Annotated in this window: 18 protein-coding genes and 2 tRNA genes; 14 read left to right on the top strand and 6 right to left on the bottom strand. The window is 67.1% G+C overall.

Annotated elements, in window-relative coordinates; translation table 11 throughout:
- Positions 1-74 precede the first annotated feature (74 nt).
- The 4 genes from GV007_RS00895 to orn form a co-directional block, all read right to left on the bottom strand.
- A complete protein-coding gene (locus GV007_RS00895; protein ID WP_160070606.1) occupies positions 75-512 on the bottom strand; it encodes a hypothetical protein in 438 nt (145 codons plus the stop codon).
- A gap of 824 nt (positions 513-1,336) precedes the next feature.
- Positions 1,337-1,957, bottom strand: coding sequence for a hypothetical protein (locus tag GV007_RS00890; RefSeq protein WP_160070605.1), 621 nt, complete (start codon positions 1,955-1,957; stop codon positions 1,337-1,339).
- 1,284 nt (positions 1,958-3,241) lie between these two features.
- Positions 3,242-3,317: transfer RNA gene (locus GV007_RS00885), tRNA-His, on the bottom strand.
- A gap of 49 nt (positions 3,318-3,366) precedes the next feature.
- On the bottom strand, positions 3,367-3,987 hold the full coding sequence (gene orn / locus GV007_RS00880) for an oligoribonuclease (protein ID WP_104240789.1): 621 nt from the start codon (positions 3,985-3,987) through the stop codon (positions 3,367-3,369).
- Positions 3,988-4,066: 79 nt separating this feature from the next.
- Between orn and GV007_RS00875 the strand changes: the two genes are divergently transcribed.
- The 3 genes from GV007_RS00875 (at position 4,067) to GV007_RS00865 (ending at position 6,559) form a co-directional block, all read left to right on the top strand.
- A tRNA-Arg gene (locus GV007_RS00875) sits at positions 4,067-4,139 on the top strand.
- Positions 4,140-4,191: 52 nt separating this feature from the next.
- Positions 4,192-5,349, top strand: coding sequence for an SGNH/GDSL hydrolase family protein (locus tag GV007_RS00870; protein WP_160070604.1), 1,158 nt, complete (start codon positions 4,192-4,194; stop codon positions 5,347-5,349).
- A 43-nt stretch (positions 5,350-5,392) separates the two neighbouring features.
- Positions 5,393-6,559 carry a hypothetical protein gene (locus GV007_RS00865; RefSeq protein ID WP_160070603.1) on the top strand — a complete coding sequence of 389 codons (1,167 nt, stop codon included), beginning with the start codon at positions 5,393-5,395 and terminating at the stop codon, positions 6,557-6,559.
- Between the two features lie 24 nt (positions 6,560-6,583).
- Here the strand turns inward: GV007_RS00865 and GV007_RS00860 are convergent, their stop codons facing one another.
- Positions 6,584-6,967, bottom strand: a complete 384-nt coding sequence (locus tag GV007_RS00860) for a CPBP family intramembrane glutamic endopeptidase (protein WP_160070602.1) — start codon at positions 6,965-6,967, stop codon at positions 6,584-6,586.
- 407 nt (positions 6,968-7,374) lie between these two features.
- Here GV007_RS00860 and GV007_RS00855 point away from each other — a divergent pair, with 407 nt between their 5' ends.
- The 7 genes from GV007_RS00855 (at position 7,375) to nadE (ending at position 14,818) form a co-directional block, all read left to right on the top strand.
- The gene (locus tag GV007_RS00855) at positions 7,375-7,959 is read left to right on the top strand and encodes a TetR/AcrR family transcriptional regulator (protein WP_160070601.1); all 585 of its coding nucleotides are present in this window, start codon (positions 7,375-7,377) and stop codon (positions 7,957-7,959) included.
- Between the two features lie 164 nt (positions 7,960-8,123).
- The gene (locus GV007_RS00850) at positions 8,124-10,784 is read left to right on the top strand and encodes an aminotransferase class I/II-fold pyridoxal phosphate-dependent enzyme (protein ID WP_228503188.1); all 2,661 of its coding nucleotides are present in this window, start codon (positions 8,124-8,126) and stop codon (positions 10,782-10,784) included.
- A gap of 135 nt (positions 10,785-10,919) precedes the next feature.
- On the top strand, positions 10,920-11,132 hold the full coding sequence (locus GV007_RS00845; protein ID WP_160070599.1) for a heavy-metal-associated domain-containing protein: 213 nt from the start codon (positions 10,920-10,922) through the stop codon (positions 11,130-11,132).
- A 1-nt stretch (position 11,133) separates the two neighbouring features.
- Entirely contained in the window at positions 11,134-11,313 is a 180-nt protein-coding gene (locus GV007_RS00840) for a hypothetical protein (RefSeq protein WP_160070598.1), read from the top strand.
- Positions 11,310-13,589: a heavy metal translocating P-type ATPase gene (locus GV007_RS00835; protein WP_160070597.1), complete on the top strand. Its 2,280-nt coding sequence runs from the start codon at positions 11,310-11,312 to the stop codon at positions 13,587-13,589. Before GV007_RS00840 ends, GV007_RS00835 begins: the two co-directional genes overlap by 4 nt.
- Complete coding sequence (locus GV007_RS00830; protein ID WP_104330982.1) at positions 13,586-13,900, top strand: metal-sensitive transcriptional regulator; 315 nt, start codon at positions 13,586-13,588, stop codon at positions 13,898-13,900. Before GV007_RS00835 ends, GV007_RS00830 begins: the two co-directional genes overlap by 4 nt.
- Before the next feature lie 96 nt (positions 13,901-13,996).
- The gene (gene nadE / locus GV007_RS00825; protein ID WP_160070596.1) at positions 13,997-14,818 is read left to right on the top strand and encodes an ammonia-dependent NAD(+) synthetase; all 822 of its coding nucleotides are present in this window, start codon (positions 13,997-13,999) and stop codon (positions 14,816-14,818) included.
- Between the two features lie 44 nt (positions 14,819-14,862).
- On the opposite strand, the gene GV007_RS00820 is transcribed toward nadE, so the two are convergent.
- Positions 14,863-15,147 (bottom strand): hypothetical protein, encoded by a 285-nt coding sequence (locus GV007_RS00820; RefSeq protein WP_104240738.1) that lies wholly within the window; start codon positions 15,145-15,147, stop codon positions 14,863-14,865.
- Positions 15,148-15,243: 96 nt separating this feature from the next.
- Here GV007_RS00820 and msrA point away from each other — a divergent pair, with 96 nt between their 5' ends.
- From msrA to ettA, 4 genes are all read left to right on the top strand, one after another.
- Positions 15,244-15,765 (top strand): peptide-methionine (S)-S-oxide reductase MsrA, encoded by a 522-nt coding sequence (gene msrA, locus GV007_RS00815; RefSeq protein ID WP_160070595.1) that lies wholly within the window; start codon positions 15,244-15,246, stop codon positions 15,763-15,765.
- A gap of 198 nt (positions 15,766-15,963) precedes the next feature.
- Entirely contained in the window at positions 15,964-16,497 is a 534-nt protein-coding gene (locus GV007_RS00810; RefSeq protein WP_160070594.1) for a single-stranded DNA-binding protein, read from the top strand.
- A 49-nt stretch (positions 16,498-16,546) separates the two neighbouring features.
- Positions 16,547-17,002, top strand: coding sequence for a DUF6993 domain-containing protein (locus tag GV007_RS00805; protein WP_160070593.1), 456 nt, complete (start codon positions 16,547-16,549; stop codon positions 17,000-17,002).
- Positions 17,003-17,048: 46 nt separating this feature from the next.
- The gene (gene ettA, locus GV007_RS00800; RefSeq protein WP_104330988.1) at positions 17,049-18,731 is read left to right on the top strand and encodes an energy-dependent translational throttle protein EttA; all 1,683 of its coding nucleotides are present in this window, start codon (positions 17,049-17,051) and stop codon (positions 18,729-18,731) included.
- The last annotated feature ends 43 nt before the right edge of the window (positions 18,732-18,774 follow it).

Below are 18,774 nucleotides of genomic sequence, written 5' to 3'. Positions count from 1 at the left end.
GAGGTCAAAGTATGACTCTAGCGTCATATCCTGATGGATGCCGTGAGGTCCGCGCAAGCTCGGACCTCGCGGCATCACAGGATCTTGTTGTAGATGCAATGCTCGTCAGCCTTCCTTGCTGCAGCACCGGCATGTCGGTTCTGTTCCTCTAGTCCGATCCGGCCCGGTAGCTTCGACTCGATCGACAGCAACAGCAGCAGACCGGCTTCCTTCTCCGGCTCTGTGTAGTAGATGCGAGTCTGACGCTCCACCGGTTCGAGGTCATCCTCCGGGTCGTCGTCATCGTCTGACTCCTCGAGGAAGGTGTGATTGGCCAGCTTGATTTCCAGCACGAAGCGGGCCGACTCGATCAGATCTACGTCGTACTGACGTCCCTTGCCGAAAGTAAGCTCACCCTGCGATCCAGCCGCGAGCTTGTCCCTGATTTCTGCGCGCAGGATGGCGCGCTCGCTGTCGGCCAGGGTGCGCATGAATGCGTCGAACTCATGATGAAAGCTCGATGAGCCATCCATGGCCTGGCATCGAGTCCACGTTCCGCCCGTTCCTCGACGATCACCTTGTCGTGTGGAACGGACTCCTGGAGGCTCAGCAAGTCGCACAGCTTGGCCCTTCATCGGCTCGTCGGGTTTCGACTCTAAGGAGAGAGAAGTTGCTGAAGAATACCCGAAACCTAGCGAAAAGCTCCCAAGGGATCGCTGCGTCGCGGCCAGGCACACCAGGAGTGTCGCATGTGGCGGCTCGCGCGGGTGATGGGGTCCCCTAGGAGGGGCGAGGTCATCGGCGGAAACTCGGCGGCTTCGCCTTTTCTGAAGATGCGGAGTCCCCTCCCGACAGCCGAGGGTACGCGCCCAGAATTTTGCGCCCCCCAGCCTGCTTAGAAGCGCTCTTAGGCGCCGGTCTGGATCTTCACAAGCGAGCGCGGCGACGGGAACATGAACCCGACTCCAGCGATCGCGCGAACCGCGATCGAGCCGGAACCGAAATGCGCCTCGTTGCTCCGGGCGACATCGGCGGTCGCTCCCCTGATCGCTGGCGCTGAGACGGGCTGAGCGTTCGAACCGTGTCGACAGTTTCAGCATCATTCCCCACGCCACCCCCACACAAGCTCCACTTCACACGCGGAGAGAAGCGCTAGAACACGGCGGGGAGTCGGCAGGCGTTTCGGGTTTCCAGACTTTGCCGCACAAGTGATTCGGTGTGGGCGGATTCGGTTCGACCCGATGATGCACGGTGCGACCTCTGCGATGAGGTGTGGCTCCTGCTCTTGTCTGGCGCTCTGACGGGTGCCGAACGCGACCACGTTGTCGCCGCGCTCACCGCCGCGGACGGCTTGTGATCAAGACGCGGAGCTGAGACCGAGCTCGACTTGCATCGCGGCGTGGATCTGGAGCGCCAGGACGCGGAGCTCTCGGGAGCGTGACTTGTACGGCTCGTACTCGGGCAGCGGGTCACGCCCCCGGGCCGCCCTCTCCTGGGCTTCGGCCTCGTCGAACAACGCGTCGACCTCAGCGTCGCAGAGCGCCGCGAATGCTCGAACCTTGTCGCCGAGTTCCGGTGGCGCGATGAACTCGGCGGCCTCGGCCGTCGCCTGCACGCGCGATCTCGTTGTCGCAGCCTTCGAGCGTTCCGCGGGCGCTCCCCAATAGCCATCGCTCGCAGCGACCGCGACGTTGACCTGCGAGGCGGCGTCGCGGGCAGCGGTTGCGAAATCGCTGTAGACGTTGAGCTTCTGCTCACGTTGCCATTGCCTGGCTCGTAGAGCGTCTTCGAAGTCCGCGTGGTCGAGCGCGCCTTGGCGTTGCTTCTCGGCCGCCGCGGTTGCCGCCCGCTCTTGGCGTCGTTGGACACGCCAGGGGATCAGCGCAGCCATAATGGTTCCCGAACCGGCGAGTCCTGCAGTCAGCAAGTCGATCGCATTCGGAACGGCCTCAGATGCGGCGAGGATGAGTTCGTTCATGCGTCGAACGATATCCGCCAGAGGGATGCCTAGCTCTTCTGCGCGGTCTCAACGCGCTGAGCGTTGAGGTTGTCGATACAGGCCATAGCGTGCGTCGAATGCGGAGCCCCACCGAAAACTCGACGGGGCACCTGGGGCGTGCGCAGCGTTCCAACCACGGTCGCTGTTGTTCGCACGTTTCCCGGTCGGGTAAGGAACCAATCGGGAAGAGTGGGCAACGCGGGGCGGCGGCGACGTTCGGCGTGCTTCGCGCGAGCCTCTGTGGGGGAAACGAGCCGCAACCGGTCGACCGCGAGCGCGAACCAGTCGATGCCGCCACTGGACCCGTGCTCCGCGTACTAGTTGCCTTTCCTGTTGCTCCGGTTTTCGACGGCTGCGAAGCAGATGGAGTAGTCAACCGGCTGGCCTTGGTCGCAGATCTGCTGCTCAGCGACCGTGGGGGTGACCTCGAAGGCTCCAGACGTGGCCCGCCGGAACGTCACGAACGGGGTAACGGCGTACACGGGGGCGCATGGCTCGCCTGGCTGCGCTCGCGGCTTCGTCGGCCATGTCGATCCCGGAGTCGCTCGTCGTGAGCCAGGTGAACCAGAACTGCTGCACTCCCGCTTCGAGCGGTGCAGCCACTTCCGCGAACTGCAGTCGCCGCTCGTCAATGGCCGCGTCGATGTGGGGGCGATGATGTCCGGCAGTTCGTCGAGCAGCGCGTCTTCGACTGACTGGACGAACCTCGACTGGATGCCGCGTTGCCTTGGTGCTGGGGAATCGACAGGTCGGTGACGCGCTCAAGGAGCTCGGCGTCGGAGAGTTCGAGGAGCGGGCGCTTCGGGACGTGGTCGATGGTGCGGAGCGGCTCGAGGATGCTCTCCTCCCGCGCGATCGGCTCGGGAACATTGACGCCGTGGGTTCAGCAGCTGGCGGTGAACTTCGCGAGGAAATGCGGATGGAGGCGGCTCAACGGGCGTCTCGACCTTCTCGATCATGCCGAGCTCGAGCAGTTAGTCGACGTGAGTGGGGTCCGCCTCGGGCGGGAGGATCGCGCCTCGGGAAAAGTAGCTTTCGCTGCCCTTGGTGTCGGTGTGCGCGACGTCCAGGGCGCCAGCGGGTGCAATACGCCACCTTTTCGACGCGGCTCTCGACACGATCGCCACGCGTCTTGAAGTCAAGGTAGCCGCCTCTGCACTTGGTACGGTGGGCGAAGTGTGGGCGCCGAGCCCGAGCTACCAACGACGAAGGCCCCGAGTTCCCCAGCACTTGAAAGTGCAGGGAACTCGGGGCCTTCCAACATGGGGTGAGTAACGGGGCTTGAACCCGCGGCCTCCTAGACCACAACCAGGCGCTCTACCAGCTGAGCTATACCCACCATGTCTGTCGCACACGTGCTCTCGCTCGCCTGCGACTACGAGAGTCTATTACAGATTTTGGGCGAAGTCGTTCACCACTTCTGCTGCGACCTCTCGAAGCTCCTCGCTGGTCGGTCCGGGCTCGGGCACGAGCACCGCCTTGCGGTAGTACTTGAGCTCGCGGATCGACTCCAGGATGTCGGCCTTCGCGCGGTGGCCGCCGTCCTTGTCGGGGGAGTGGAAGTACACGCGGGGGAACCAGCGGCGCGACAGCTCCTTCAGCGTGGAGACGTCGACGTTGCGGTAGTGGAGGTGCTGGTCGACCTCTGGCATGTACTTCGCGAGGAACATGCGATCGGTGCCGATGGTGTTGCCCGCGAGCGGCGCCGTGTTGGGCACGGGGACGTGCTTCTTCAGGTAGGCGAGCAGCTGCGCCGTCGCGGTCTCTAGGCTGGCTCCGTTGGGGATCTCCTCGATGAGCCCGGACGTGGTGTGCATCTGCGTCACGAACTCACCCATGTTGGCCATCGCCGCGTCGCTCGCCGAGATCACGATCTCGAAGCCCTCGTCGAGGATGTTCAGGTCGCTGTCGGTGACAAAAGCGGCGACCTCGACCAGCTCGTCGATGGACGGGTCGAGGCCTGTCATCTCGCAGTCGATCCAGACGAGACGTTCCTGAGCAATAGGCATGAGGGACATCGTAGTGATTCCCCACGTTTCGCGGCGGCCAGTGCACCCTTTCGTGGCCCGCTATGCTGGCTGGGATCGCGCCCCAGTAGCTCAGTGGATAGAGCAACGGCCTTCTAATCCGTCGGTCGCAGGTTCGAATCCTGCCTGGGGCACCCTTCTCCGCAGCTCCTCGGCCCGGCCGACCTCGATTCCGGAGGCACTCTCGTGAACGTCACCCCGCTCTCTCCCCAGCTCGTGCGCGGCGCCGCGGAACTCGAGCAGACCGACCGGGGCGTTCGGCCCCACCGGCTGCCCGAGGCAGTCCGGTTGCAGTTCCCGGATCCGCAGTTGCTCCTGGTGGAGGCTCAGCCCTCGGGGGCTCGCGTGGTCTTCGATACGGCGGCCGCAAGCGTCGCGCTCGAGCTGCACCCCACGAGATCCGCCTACGCCGGCATCGAACGTCCCCGCGGGCGCGTGGACGTCTTCGTCGACGGCACGCGGCTCGTCAGCGACGAGCTGACGGGCGGCGACGTCGTCGAGGTCGACCTGCAGACCGGGGCGACGTCGTTCCACGCGGGCGCGACGCACACGACGACGATCTCGGGGCTCGCGGCGGGCGAGATGAAGCGAGTCGAGTTCTGGCTTCCGCACAACGAGTCGGTCGAGCTGGTCGAGCTGCGCTCGGACGCACCGCTTGAGCCGGTCACGTCGGCCGGCCCGGTGTGGCTGCACCACGGCAGCTCCATCAGCCACGGTTCGAATGCGTCCGCCCCGAGCGACATCTGGCCGGCTGTCGCGGCCCGCCGAGCTGGCGTCGAGCTCCTGAACCTCGGGCTCGGCGGCAGCGCGATGGTCGATCCGTTCCTCGCCCGCGTCCTGCGGGACACGCCCGCGGGCTTCATCAGTGTGAAACTCGGCATCAACGTCGTGAACGTCGACGCGATGCGCATCCGAGCGTTCGTGCCCGCCGTCCACGGCTTCCTCGATACGATCCGGGACGGGCATCCAGACACCCCGATCGTGCTCATCTCGCCGGTCTTCTGCGGCATCCACGAGCACACGCCCGGCCCTGGAGCGCTCGACCCGGAATCGCTCAGGGTCGGACGCGTGAAGTTCCTGGCTACAGGCACCCCGGGGGACGAGTCGCAGGGGCGCCTCACTCTCAGCGTGATCCGGCGCGAGCTCGCCTCGCTCGCCGAACGCCGTGCTGCCGACCCGAAGCTGTACTTCCTCGAGGGCACCGAGCTCTACGGCGAAGCGGATGCGGCGCTGCTGCCGCTTCCCGATGACCTGCACCCTGGGCCCGAAGCCCACCAGCTCATGGGCGAACGCTTCGCGGCGTACGCGTTCTCACCCTCCGGTCCGTTCCGGCCGCTGTCCTGAGCGCAGCAGGCGCGTCTCCGAGGCGCGCCTGGCACGATGAAGCATGCCCTCTCGACTGCGGATGATCTTGGACGCGCTCACGCTCTCCGAACGCGATGCGCCGGTCAGGTCGCTGGCCGAGGCGTTCGGGGGCGCCCCTGTCTGGGTGTCCGAGGTGCTGGTGGGGGAGCCGGCCGTGCGGTCGCGGCGGCTGCGGTTTGCCTCTGGTGGGGAGCTGATTTTGCAGGACGATGCGCTCGTCGCCGTGATCCTGCACACGGTGCCCACCGCCCACTCGCCATCGGCGATCGACCTGTCCGAGTGGCTCGAGGGCGCCCACAACGCGGCGACGCTCGACGACCTCAAGAAGGTCATCGCCGGACGCCGCCGCTTCGCCGGGCTCGGCACCCCCTACTTCGAGCTCGACGCTGGATACGCGCGGGCGGAATTCCGCGACCGCCGCGGCTGGAATGACCCAGGCAACCTCGTTGCGCTCGTCTTCACACTCGAGCAGCCGGGCCTCGTCGTCCGCCCTGAAGACGACCTCTGCCCCAGCTGCAGCGGCCTCGTCGTGCGCGACAGGGTGGGCGCCTGTGACCTCGAGCGCACCGTCGAGGCGATCGCGGAGGCGCTCGCGGCCGGCCTCCTCCAGGAGAGCGCCAGCTGGGTGCGCCTGTCGGATCTTCGCCCCCTCCACACCTCCGGCCTCATGGAGCGTGTCGAGAGCCAGCTGACCTGCCTCACGTGCCGCCGCATCCTGTGCGTCACGCTCGTTCGTGGCGGCACCCCGGTCGTGAGCCACCTCGCGCTCGACCAGGCGCGGCGGCACCGGCTCGGCGCGATCCCGCCGGTCGAGCAATGGGGCGACGCGGCACGCATCGCGGAAGAACGAGAGGCCATGCGCTACGTCGACCACGAGCCCGGGCGCTGGTTCCTCGTCGCGCAAGGCGAGCGGCTGTACCTCGACGCGAGGTACGTGGTGACGAACATGGTCGACGACTCCGCCCTGATCTGCCTCGACGAGGACGAGCTCGAGCAGTACCGCCTCGCGGGTCGCACGTACCTCAGTGAGCTCGCAGAGCGAATCCACAACGGGTCGCCCCACCGTGAGTCCTCGCCCTACTTCTCCCGTGATCTCCGGCGAGGTCCGGAGGGCGCCGCCTATCGCGAGGCGGTGAGTAGGGCCATCGTCAATCACACGTGGCTTGCGGGGCGCCGCCAGCACGGCTAGCCCGCCGCGCCATCGGCTGGGGTCTCAGAGCTTCGCCAGCACGGTCGGGATGAGGATCGGCGCGTTGATCAGGAAGTGGAGGAGCATCGTCGCCACGAGGTTGCGACGGATGAGGGTGAACGCGACGAGCGCCAGGGTGCCGACGAGCTGATGGAACAGCCAGCTCGGCCCGAAGAACACCACGTGGGGCGCGATGAAGATCATGAGGCTCACCGCCGCGCCGATCCACCGCGAGTGCAGGAGCGAGCCGAGACGCTCCTGCAGGTAGCCGCGGAAGGCCACCTCCTCCGTGACGGCGGCGGTGACGATGAGCAGCAGGACCCCGGCGATGCTCATGCTCGTGATCGTGGCGACACCGCTGTTCTCCTCCTGCGGGGCCACGAGGCTGGCGATCCAGGACCATGCCATGACGCCCCCGAAGGCGTAGAAGGCCCATTCGATGTCCTTGCTGGTGGGCTTCGTGATGAGCAGTGAGGCAAGCCCCCGACGCTCGCCCCCAGAGCACGAGTGCGATCAGGAGGAGCGCCCCAAGCCATTTCCAGGCGTTGCTCGCCGCGGGTCCCGCCATTCCCAGTCGCAGGTCGATGCCTGCCAGTTCCGGAACCGGCGGGCCGTTGTAGACGCCCCAGAACAGCAGGAGCCCCGCGAGGAAGATCCAGCCGTCACGCGCCCGCGGTTCGAACGTCGGCGTGCCGATGCCGTCGCACGCCGCGGGACTGTCGATTCGCTCCTCCGTCGTTTCACTCACGCTCTAGAGTAAACACTCTAGAGTGAACGCTCTACATCGGTTTCGAGAAGATGGCGGGAGGCAGCTGATGGCGGCACGCACCGGAGGAACGCGCACGGCGATCATCGAGGCAGGCTCCGAGCTCATCGCCGAGCTCGGCTACGCGGGGGCGACGACGGCACGGATCTGCGCACGGTCCGGTGTCTCGTCCGGAACCTTCTTCCACCACTTCCCGACGAAGCTGCACCTCCTGGTCGGCATCCTCGAGGCGGATGCAGCGCAGTCGCGCACCCGGTTCGCAGCGCTCGCGGAACGCGCCCCGGACGACCCGCGAGGTGCGCTGCTCGCCTGGCTCGACCTGCTGCTCGAAGAGGCGAGCGATCCGCACCTCGCCGGTTTCGTCGCCGGCCTGAGCGCAGCACCGAGCGATCAGCGCGTCGAGCAGCTGCTCGAGCAATTCGCATCGAGACAGCAGGACACGCTCGAGGCGATCATCACGGCGGGGCAGCGTGAGCGGCTGTGGCGCTCGGATATCACGGGCGACCGGCTCGCCCTGTGGGTCGGGGTGATCGCCGACGGGGTCCTGACGCGCAGCGTCGAGGACACGACCTTCGACGCATCGGGTGCGGCTGATGAGCTGCATGATCTGATCCGCCGCTACCTGGCGCCGTAGGCACGGTTCGGTCGCAATTCGTCGCGTGGCCGAGAAGCGTCCGGTGCTCTGGAAGAATGGCGAACGTGACGAGCTTCGATGCCGCAGGTCTCCACGATTCCGCCAATACCGCGATCGACGCTGATCGTCGCGCCTCCGGTCACAGCCTGGAACGAGATCCGGGCATGCCGACCAGCACCTGGCGCCTGCGCAGCGACGCGTGGGAGTACCTCCGGTTCGCGATCAAGCGCCTCGAGTCGGGGCACGAGACATCGAGCATCCTGGATGCAGACGGCGAGATCTCGCGAAACCTCCGCGCGCTCGAGACGCTCGAGCTCTACTGGGCGGGCTTCGGGCAGCGCTACGTCGCCGAGATCCGCGAGTCCCTCGATAAGGGGGAGTACTCGACGGCCCTCGAGCGCATCGGCCGGGTCGTGAGTCGTCTGCGGGGCACGAGCATCCCTGCCGACCATCGCGAGGACCGCCTCGACGAGGCGGAGCGTGCAGAGCTGCAGGATGACGCCGACCCTCGGCCCCGCTTCGAGGTGCTCCTCGTCGACGAGACGACCACCGCAGACCGGGACGCGCTGCGCGCCGACATCCTGAAGCTCCGCAGCGCCGCGGACGCGTTCGTGTACGACTACGTGATCGTGCCGTCGGCGGACGACGCCGTCGCGGCCGTGCTCACGAACCCGAACATCCTCGCCGTCATCATCCGCCCCGGCTTCAGCGACCGCAGCCAGCAGCGCCTCAGCCGCGACATGCGCGAGACCATCGAACTGGCCCACGTCGACTCTGCCGGGACCACGGCGACGTCGCGCTCGAGCCTCGCCTCGGTGCAGCGCGTGCTCGGGCTCGCCGACACGCTCAACACCCTCCGGCCCGAGCTCGACCTGTACCTCGTCGCGGGCGCACACATCGAAGACCTCGCCGGCGTGCTCACGAGACGCTTCCGCCGCGTGTTCCTGCGCGAGGATCAGCTCGAGCTGCACCTGTCGCTGCTGCGGCGCGTCTCCCACCTCTACGACACCCCGTTCTTCACCGCGATCCAGGAGCACGCCAGGCGCCCAGCCGGTGTGTTCCACGCCCTGCCGATCTCGCGCGGCGGGTCGGTGGTCACCTCGAAGTGGATCACGGACCTCGTCGACTTCTACGGCCTCAACCTTCTGCTCGCCGAGACGAGCGCCACCTCGGGCGGCCTCGATTCGCTGCTCGCCCCAGTCGGAGCGATCAAGAAGTCGCAGGAGCTCGCGGCCCGCGCGTTCGGGGCGAAGCACACGTTCTTCGTCACGAACGGCACCTCAACGGCCAACAAGATCGTGCACCAGGCGCTCGTCTCGCCCGGCGACATCGTGCTCGTCGACCGCAACTGCCACAAGTCGCACCACCACGCGCTCATGCTCACCGGGGCCCGCACGGCCTACCTCGAGGCGTACCCGCTCAACGAGTTCGCCTTCTACGGGGCGGTGCCGCTCGACCGAATCAAGCAGCTCCTGCTCGACTACCGCGCGGCGGGGCGCCTCGACGAGGTGCGCCTCGTGACGCTCACGAACTGCACCTTCGACGGCATCGTCTACGACCCGGAGCGGGTCATGGCGGAGTGCCTCGCGATCAAGCCGGACCTCGTGTTCCTCTGGGACGAAGCCTGGTTCGCGTTCGCCGCGTTCCACCCCATCACGCGCCGTCGCACCGCGATGGCGGCAGCAAAGCACCTCGAGGATCGGCTGGCCACCACCGCGCACGCGACGGCCTACCAGGAGCAGCGCGCACGCCTCTTCGACCCCGAGACGGGCGAGCCTGCCGCCGACGAGGTGTGGCTCGCCGAGCGGCTCCTGCCTTCCCCGGATGCACGGATCCGGGTCTACGCGACGCAGTCGACCCACAAGACCCTCACTGCGCTGCGTCAGGGCTCGATGATCCACGTCTACGACAAGGACTGGTACCGAGAGGCGGAGGAGCCGTTCCACGAGGCGTACATGACGCACACCTCGACGTCGCCGAACTATCAGATCCTCGCGTCGCTCGACCTCGGGCGACGCCAGGTGGAGTTGGAGGGGTTCGAGCTCGTCCAGCGTCAGCTGGATCTGGCGACGAGTATCGCGCAGGCCATCGCGCGTCACCCGCTGCTGCGCCGGACCTTCCGTGTGCTGTCCGGCCACGATCTGATCCCGGCCGAGAATCGCGCCAGCATGAGACCCATGCCGCACCGAGACGGGTTCTCGACGATGTGGCAGGCGTGGGAGGAAGACGAGTTCGTCGTCGACCCGAGCCGGATCACGGTGGAGATCTCGCGCACGGGTGTCGACGGTGACACGTTCAAGCACGAGCACCTCATGGATCGCTATGGCATCCAGGTCAACAAGACGAGCCGCAACACGGTGCTGTTCATGACGAACATCGGCACTTCCCGCAGTTCCGTCGGCTACCTCATCGAGGTGCTCGTGAAGCTCGCGGAGCGCTTCGAGGAGGAGTCCCAGGCTCGGGAGATCGATGGCGAGCGTCCCGCGCCCGCGCCGATGCCGCCGCTGCCCGACTTCAGCGCGTTCGCGCCCGAGTACGCCTCAGCTGATGGGCTCCCGGACGGTGACCTGCGGACGGCGTTCTTCCGGGGCCAGCGCCGCGCGAACATCGAGCACCTCAGCCACGCCCAGCTCGCCGAACGGGTCAGGGGAGGCGCCTCGCCGATCTCCGCGGGCTTCGTCACGCCGTACCCGCCAGGGTTCCCCGTGCTCGTGCCAGGACAGCTCGTCACCGATGAGGTGCTCGACTTCATGGCCGTCCTCGATACGCGCGAGATCCACGGCTACGACCCGCTGCGCGGCTACCGGATCCTGCGCGAAGACTGATCTGCGCACTCCTCGGCCGGCTGTTCTCAGTCGTCGCCGGGTTCTGAATCTGAGCCTGGGAATACCTGCCAGGGGTATACGGTTACACACACCGTACATACCCCCAGGGGGCACTACCCCGGCAAGGAGATCAGGATGACTACCACCACCACGTACCAGGTCACAGGCATGACCTGCGCCCACTGCGAGCGCGCCGTCACCCAGGAGGTCAGCGACCTCGCGGGCGTCGCGGGCGTCGACGTCTCGGCCGAGACCGGGCGCCTTGTCGTCGAGAGCGCAGAGCCCCTCGACGATGCGGCCGTGATCGCCGCCGTCGACGAGGCCGGCTACGCAGCGACCAGGGCCTGACGTGAACGTGCCGGTCAAGCTCAGCCTCTACGCCGCGCTCCTCGCGGCGGTCTTCGGCGCGGCCTTCTTCACGGCGCAGCTCGCCGTCGACGCAGGCCAGGCTGACGACTGGCGCCCACAGATCCACCAGACTCCGGACGAGCACTCCGCGGGCCCCGAGCACGGAGAGGGAGAGCGATGAACACGACCACCGACATCGAGCTCGAGATCGGCGGCATGACCTGCGCCTCCTGCGCCATGCGCATCGAGAAGAAGCTCAACAAGCTGGACGGCGTCACCGCATCCGTCAACTATGCGACCGAGAAGGCCCGCGTCAGCGCACCGGATGGGCTCGACCCGCAATCCCTCATCGACGAAGTCGAGAAGACGGGCTACACCGCCGCGCTGCCGGCTCCGGAAGCGGTGGAACCGATCCAAGGGTCTGCGGATGCTGATCCCGAACTCGCGAGCCTGCGCCAGCGACTCATCGGCAGCATCGTCCTCTCCGTCCCCGTGATCCTGCTCGCCATGGTCCCCGCCTTCCAGTTCACCTACTGGCAGTGGGCCTCGCTCGCGCTCGCCGCGCCGGTCATCGTCTGGGGAGCCTGGCCCTTCCACAGGGCTGCCTGGATGAACCTCCGCCACGGCAGCGCGACGATGGACACGCTCATCTCGGTCGGCACGCTCGCCGCCTTCGCGTGGTCGCTCTACGCACTCTTCCTCGGCACGGCGGGCGAGGCGGGCATGAAGCACCCGTTCGAGCTCACCATCGCCCCCTCCGACGGCGCGGCCAACATCTACCTCGAGGTCGCCGCCGGCGTCACGATGTTCGTGCTCGCCGGTCGCTACTTCGAGAAGCGATCCAAGCGACAGGCCAGTGCGGCTCTCCGTGCTCTCCTCGAGCTCGGCGCGAAGGACGTCGCCGTCCTGCGTGGGGGAGCGGAGACCCGCATCGCGATCAGCGAGCTGCGCGTCGGCGACGAGTTCGTCGTGCGCCCCGGCGAGAAGATCGCCACAGACGGGGTCGTCACGGGCGGCCGCTCCGCCGTCGACGCCTCGATGCTCACCGGCGAGTCAGTCCCCGTCGAGGTCGTCGAGGGCGACCGTGTCGTCGGTGCGACGATCAACGCGGGTGGGCGCCTCGTGGTTCGAGCGACGAAGGTCGGCGGCGATACGCAGCTCGCGCAGATGGCGAAGCTCGTCGAAGATGCCCAGACCGGCAAGGCCGAGGTCCAACGACTGGCTGACCGCATCTCTGGCGTCTTCGTCCCCATCGTCATCGTCATCTCCGTCGCGACCCTCGGGGCCTGGCTCGGCGCCGGCTTCCCCGCCGCGGCTGCCTTCACCGCGGCCGTCGCCGTGCTCATCATCGCTTGCCCGTGCGCGCTCGGCCTCGCGACCCCCACGGCGCTGCTCGTCGGCACGGGACGCGGCGCGCAGCTCGGCATCCTCATCAAAGGCCCAGAGATCCTCGAGTCCACGCGCCGAGTCGACACAATCGTGCTCGACAAGACCGGCACGGTCACGAGCGGCAAGATGGCCCTCGTCGGGGTGTGGAGCGCGGATGGCGTCTCGAGAGGCGACCTCCTCAGGCTCGCGGGGGCGCTCGAATCCGCGTCGGAGCATCCCATCGCTCGTGCGCTCGCGGTCGGGGCCGCAGCAGAGGTCGGCCCGCTGCCTGCCGTCGATTCCTTCCAGAACCACGAGGGCACCGGAGTGCAGGGCATCGTCGATGGCCACCTCGTCGTCATCGGACGCGAGCAGCTGCTCGCCGACTGGGCCATAGAGCTGGGCGAGGAGCTGGCGACTCGCAAGCGCGAGGCCGAGGCCCTCGGGCAGACGACCGTCATCGTCGCCTGGGACGGTGAGGCGCGCGGCGTGCTCTCCGTGGCTGACACCATCAAGCCGACGAGCGAGCGTGCCATCGCCGAGCTGCGCCGCCTCGGGCTTGCCCCGGTGCTGCTGACCGGCGACAACTCCACCGTCGCGAAGCAGGTCGCGGCCGCAGTCGGCATCGATGAGGTCATCGCCGAGGTGCTGCCGCAGGAGAAGGTCGATGTGATCCGCCGCCTGCAGGGTGAGGGGCGCGTCGTCGCGATGGTCGGAGACGGCGTCAACGACGCGGCGGCACTCGCCCAAGCCGACCTCGGTCTCGCCATGGGAACGGGATCGGACATCGCCATCGAGGCGGCCGACGTCACGCTCGTGCGCGACGACCTCCTCGCCGCGGTGGATGCGATCCGCCTCTCCCGTCGCACGCTCGGCACCATCAAGGGCAACCTCTTCTGGGCGTTCGCCTACAACGTCGCGGCAATCCCGCTCGCGGCGCTCGGCATGCTCAACCCCATGCTCGCAGGCGCGGCCATGGCATTCTCGAGCGTGTTCGTCGTCGGCAACAGCCTTCGGCTTCGCGCCTTCCGAGGCCTCGAAGCTCCGAGCGCCACTCCCGAGCCCACACCACGAAAGGCAGCATCATGAGCGAGACCACCGAAGCGGGCGGCCACGCCCACCACGGCTACATCGAGGACAAGAGCAGGTACCTGACTCGACTCAAGCGCATCGAGGGGCAGGCGAGGGGCATCCACCGGATGGTCGACGAGGAGCAGTACTGCATCGACATCCTCACCCAGATCTCCGCGATCACCTCCGCCCTCGAGAACGTCGCGCTCGGCCTCATGGACGACCACCTGAAGCACTGCGTCGCCGACGCCGTGAGGCTCGGCGGAGCCGAAGGCGAGCAGAAGCTCAAGGAAGCATCCGATGCCATCGCCCGTCTCGTGCGCAGCTGAGCGGCCTCACTTCGGGCCGAGGAATCGACGCTCAAGGCGCTTGCCCCTGAAACTGACTCCCCACCGAAACAGGCGCTCGCTAGGATCGTTCGCACCATGAGCGCACAACAGGAAATCATCACGGCCCTCGGCGTCAAGCCGGTCATCGATCCAGCGGCGGAGATTCGGGATCGAATCGCGTTCATGCGCGACTACCTGCTCGCAAGCGGCTCCAAGGGTCTTGTGCTCGGCATCAGCGGTGGCCAGGACTCGTCACTGCTCGGCAAGCTCGCCCAGCTCGCCGTCGAGCAGATCCGCGCGGAGGGCGGCGAGGCGACGTTCGTCGCGGTCCGCTTGCCGCACGGCGTCCAGGCCGACGAAGACGACGCTCAGCTTGCGCTGGACTTCATCGAGCCAGACGAGCGCATCAGCTTTGACATCAAGCCGGCGACCGACGGCCTCCAGCATGCCTTCCTGCAGGCCATGGGCCGTGCCATCACCGATTTCAACAAGGGCAACTCCAAGGCTCGTCAGCGCATGGTCGCGCAGTACGCCATCGCGGGTGAGCGTGGCTTCCTCGTGCTGGGCACCGACCACGCGGCCGAAGCCGTCACGGGGTTCTTCACGAAGTACGGCGACGGCGGCACCGACCTGAATCCCCTGGCGGGGCTCACGAAGGGCCAGGGTCGCCTGCTGCTCGAAGAGCTCGGTGCCCCGGAGCGGCTGTACGTGAAGGCGCCCACCGCCGACCTGCTCGATGAGACGCCGGGGCAGACCGACGAGGCGAACCTCGGTCTCAGCTACACCCAGATCGACACCTACCTCACGGGTGGGGAAGTCGATGCCGAGACGGCAGCCCGCATCGAAGCGCTTTATCGCAAGACCGAGCACAAGCGTCAGCTGCCGGTGCTGCCGACCGATACCTGGTGGCGAGACTGAGGGTTCTCGGCGACGACGCCTCCTCGGGGTGAGGGCGGTGGTGCTCAGAGGTAGCGGAACGCCTTCACCGCCTCGGGGAAGTCGGAGAACTCGTCGAGCGTGAGGAACGTGGTGGTCGTGCGGCTCATGCGGGTCGCTGCGTAGACCACGCCAGAGCCGCGCGGGTGCTCCTCGACGTAGCCGCGCACCGCTCCGTTGGACCCCGTGATGCGCCACCGCGCGGCGTGGACCTGAGTGGCCGTCAGCTCGGCGAAACGCTGGGTGAATGGTCCGGTGCGGGGCGCCAGAACGGGAGCTTGCGTGGGCTGGGTCAGCTGCGTCGTGAACATGAGGTCAGGCTAGGAGCGACCACCGACATTCTTCGTCCGGTGCCGTGTTCGCGCAGGGCTCAGCCAAGTTCTCGCGCACCGGCGTAGCCTTGCCGCATGACCGAATTCGTGCTTGCAGGTGGCTGCTTCTGGTGTCTCGATGCCGTGTACAGGAACGTCAAAGGCGTCAGCGATGTGATCTCCGGCTACACGGGTGGTGAGCACCCGAAGCCCGACTACGAGCTCGTGTGCACCGGCACGACCGGGCACGCCGAGGCGGTGCGCGTCGTCTTCGACGAGGACGTGGTGCCGGCTGATGTCATCCTCGATATCTTCTTCACACTCCACGACCCCCGCCAGCTCAACCGACAGGGGAACGACGTCGGCACCCAGTACCGCTCGGCGATGTACTACGCCGACGACGCCCAGCGGGAGCTCTTCGAAGCCGCGCGCGACCGTGCCGACGAGCTCTGGGGCGGCGGCATCGTCACCGAGCTCTCGCCTCTCGGCCAGTACTTCGATGCCGAGGACTACCACCAGGACTTCTTCGCGAAGAACCCGGGCCAGGGCTACTGCAACTTCGTCGCCGTGCCCAAGGTCAACAAGGTGCGCGCGAAGTTCACGCAGTACATGCTCTGACCTCCTCGGCCCTCTGCAGATCTCCTCGGCACTCTGCCGACAAGGCGCCTGTGCACGCTATGCCGTGCACAGGCGCCTTTCCCATGGACACGATCATCTCCTCCCAGCTCGACACTGGTGCCACGATCCGGCGCGGAGCTCCCGGCACGAGCGCCGCGCCGGATCGCATCGCATCGCATCGAGATCCAAGGGGGAGACATGCACGACCACATCACGCTCATCGGAAACCTCGGCAGCAAGCCCGAGCTGACGACGACGCCGAGCGGGCAGCTCGTCGTGAACTTCCGCATCGCCACCAACTCTCGTCGCCTGAACCGGGCGACGAACAGCTGGGAGGATGTCGACCCCAACTGGTACGACGTGGCCGCGTGGGGAGACCTCGCGACGCACGCGGAGAAATCGCTCGAGAAGGGGCAGCGGGTGATCGTCGTCGGCAAGCTCCGGATGCGCAGGTTCGACTCGCAGAACGGGCCTCGCACGAAGCACGAGGTGGTGGCGGATGCGCTCGGTCACGACCTCACGGCGGGCTCCTCGACATTCGCGAAGCGTCTGCGCGTGCGCCTGGACGAAGGCGGCGCTGACCAGCGGCAGCGAGTCGGCGGGGCGCAGGGGCACGGAGGAATGCAGGGCGAGGCCCCGCCGGAAGCAGATGAACCGGCGCCAGCACCTGACGAGGTGGAGTGGCACAAGCCGCCCGTCTCCGAGGAGAGCGAGTACCAGCCGCCCTTCTGAGCGCCCGGCCACCTACACTGGTGACCGCCCCGTCCGAGAAAGGTCACGAATGCGCCGTTTCGCTCTCATCGCCCCAGTGGCTCTGGTGGCGGCGCTGGCGCTGGCGGGATGCTCGTCGCAAGAGGCGCAGCCACCGGCCGAGACGACCGCGGCCGCCGAGCCGACGCAAGCGCCACCCGCGACCTTCGTTCCCGGCGGAACGGCGAGCGACAACAAGCCGATCTTCGATGAGACGAACCTGCAGACGATCGCGACCAATGGCTCAGCGAGCTCCGTCGAGCTCGTCGACGGGCTCACCGCGATCGGCTTCGACAAGGCCGCCATGGAAGTCACGTTCGACCGCACGAACGTCGATCTCGAAGCCGACTACATCATCGTCTCCGTGAAGATCGGCGAGGACTGCCTCGTCGGCCAACGCGGCCCGCGCGGCTACACCTCGGACATCGTCGCCCCCGTCAGCACGGGCAAATGCCTCATCGGACTCACACAGCCCATCACCTGGTAGCGAAGCGCCGCGCGCCGAGTGCCAACCAACTCCTAGACTGGAACCCATGGCCGAGTACATTTATCAGATGATCCGCGCCCGCAAGGCGGTCGGAGACAAGCTCATTCTCGACGACGTGACGATGTCGTTCCTCCCAGGTGCCAAGATCGGCATGGTCGGCCCCAATGGGGCCGGTAAGTCCACGATCCTCAAGATCATGGCTGGCCTCGACACCCCCTCGAACGGCGACGCGACCCTCAGCCCGGGCTTCACGGTCGGCATCCTCATGCAGGAGCCGGAGCTCGACGAGACGAAGACGGTTCGCGAGAACGTCGAACTCGGCGTCGCCGAGACGAAGGCGAAGCTCGACCGCTTCAACGAGATCTCAGCCCTCATGGCGGAACCCGACGCCGACTTCGACGCGCTCATGGAAGAGATGGGCACCCTCCAGGAGTACATCGACCACGTCGATGCCTGGGACCTCGACTCGCAGCTCGAGCAGGCGATGGACGCCCTCCGCCTCCCACCGGGAGACGCCGACGTCAGCGTCCTGTCGGGTGGTGAGAAGCGCCGCGTCGCGCTCTGCAAGCTCCTGCTCGAGAAGCCCGACCTGCTGCTCCTCGACGAGCCCACGAACCACCTCGACGCCGAGAGCGTGCTCTGGCTCGAGCAGCACCTCCAGAAGTACCCAGGCGCAGTCATCGCCATCACGCACGACCGGTACTTCCTCGACCACGTCGCCCAGTGGATCGCCGAGATCGACCGCGGCCGCCTCCACGGCTACGAGGGCAACTACTCGAGCTACCTCGAGAAGAAGCAGGAGCGTCTCAAGGTCCAGGGCAAGAAGGACCAGAAGCTCGCGAAGCGCCTCGAAGAGGAGCTCGCCTGGGTGCGCACCAACGCCAAGGGCCGCCAGGCCAAGTCGAAGGCGCGCCTCGCCCGCTACGAGGAGATGGCTTCCGAGGCCGAGCGCACCAGGAAGCTCGACTTCGAGGAGATCCAGATCCCCGCAGGCCCCCGCCTCGGCAGCATCGTCCTCGAGGCGAACAAGCTGAAGAAGGGCTTCGGCGAGCGAGTTCTCATCGACGGGCTCAGCTTCTCGCTGCCCCGCAACGGCATCGTCGGCATCATCGGACCGAACGGCGTCGGCAAGACGACGCTCTTCAAGTCGATCGTCGGCTTCGAAGAGCTCGACGGTGGCGAGCTCAAGATCGGCGAGACGGTCAAGCTCTCCTACGTCGACCAGTCCCGCGGCGGCATCGACCCCGAGAAGAACGTGTGGGAGGTCGTCTCCGACGGCTTCGACTACATGCAGGTCGGGAACGTCGAGATCCCGTCACGGGCCTACGTCTCCACCTTCGGGTTCAAGGGGCCAGACCAGCAGAAGAAGGCAGGCGTGCTCTCCGGTGGTGAGCGCAACCGCCTCAACCTGGCGCTCACCCTCAAGCAGGGCGGCAACCTGCTGCTGCTCGACGAGCCCACGAACGACCTCGACGTCGAAACGCTCTCGAGCCTCGAGAACGCGCTGCTCGAGTACCCCGGCTGCGCCGTGGTCATCACGCACGACCGGTGGTTCCTCGACCGCATCGCCACGCACATCCTCGCCTACGAGGGCACCGAGGAAGACCCGAGCCACTGGCACTGGTTCGAGGGCAACTTCGAGGGCTACGAGGAGAACAAGATCGAGCGCCTCGGCCCGGACGCGGCGAAGCCGTCGCGGATGACCTACCGCAAGCTCACGAGGGACTAGTCCCACCAGGAACCCCGGGGTCGCACAGCGCGACCCCGGGGTT

This window comes from Pseudoclavibacter sp. 8L, from assembly GCF_902506465.1.
Taxonomy (GTDB): Bacteria; Actinomycetota; Actinomycetes; order Actinomycetales; family Microbacteriaceae; genus Pseudoclavibacter.
This window is presented reverse-complemented; position numbering and strand designations above follow the sequence as displayed.